Below are 753 nucleotides of genomic sequence, written 5' to 3' on the forward strand. Positions count from 1 at the left end.
CTGGAGAAGGCCGGCATTCGCTCGACGCGCAAGCTCACCGCGCGGTCCTATCTCGACTGGGGTGTGCCGGTGGAGATCGCCGAAGCTCAGCCGGGCGATATCGCGGTGATCCCGCGGGGGGCTTCGAGCTGGCAAGGGCATGTGTTCTTCATCGAGCGGATTGAGGGGGCTTGGGTCTGGGGCTTGGGCGGCAACCAGTCTGATGCGGTGAACATCAAACGCTATCCCGTCTCGAAGCTCCTCGGTGTGCGGCGGGCGGGGCATGTCGCGGCGTCGGCAACCTTGAGCGTGCGTGAGGTCCAGACGCGCCTGAAGGCGCTTGGCTATCACGAGGTTGGCAATATCGACGGGGTGATCGGGCCACGCACGCGGGCGGCCATCCTCGCGTTCCGCGATGACACCGATCTTGCACGGGTCCCGATCATCGATGTGGCGCTGAGCGATGCGCTGGAGCGGGCGGCCCCGCGGGCGGTGGCGCCGGAGCGGGCTGCAGGCGTCCCGGCCGAAAGCCGGATCGTGACCGCCGCCAATGCCCAGATCGGGCTGGGCGCGATCGGTGCCGCGGGCAGTGTGGTCTCGCAGATCGCCCCTGCCATCACCGAGGCCGAGGGCGCGCGGGATCTGGCCGAGCGCTTCGCAGGTCTGGTCGGCCTCGAGGAGGCCCTCTCCATCGTCTTGCCGTGGTTGGCGGCGGCCGTGTTCCTCGGTGTGATTGTCTACGCCGTGAAGGCACGGGCGGCCCGGATCGAGGAC

1 protein-coding gene is annotated in these 753 nt (G+C 68.9%); it reads left to right on the top strand.

Going from position 1 to position 753, the window contains the following annotated elements:
• Positions 1-753 (top strand): C40 family peptidase (locus P0X85_RS15120; RefSeq protein ID WP_275815216.1); only part of this gene is annotated, 753 nt, incomplete at both ends.

It is taken from the genome of Pseudothioclava nitratireducens, from assembly GCF_029210495.1.
GTDB classification, from domain to species: domain Bacteria; phylum Pseudomonadota; class Alphaproteobacteria; order Rhodobacterales; family Rhodobacteraceae; genus Pseudothioclava; species Pseudothioclava nitratireducens.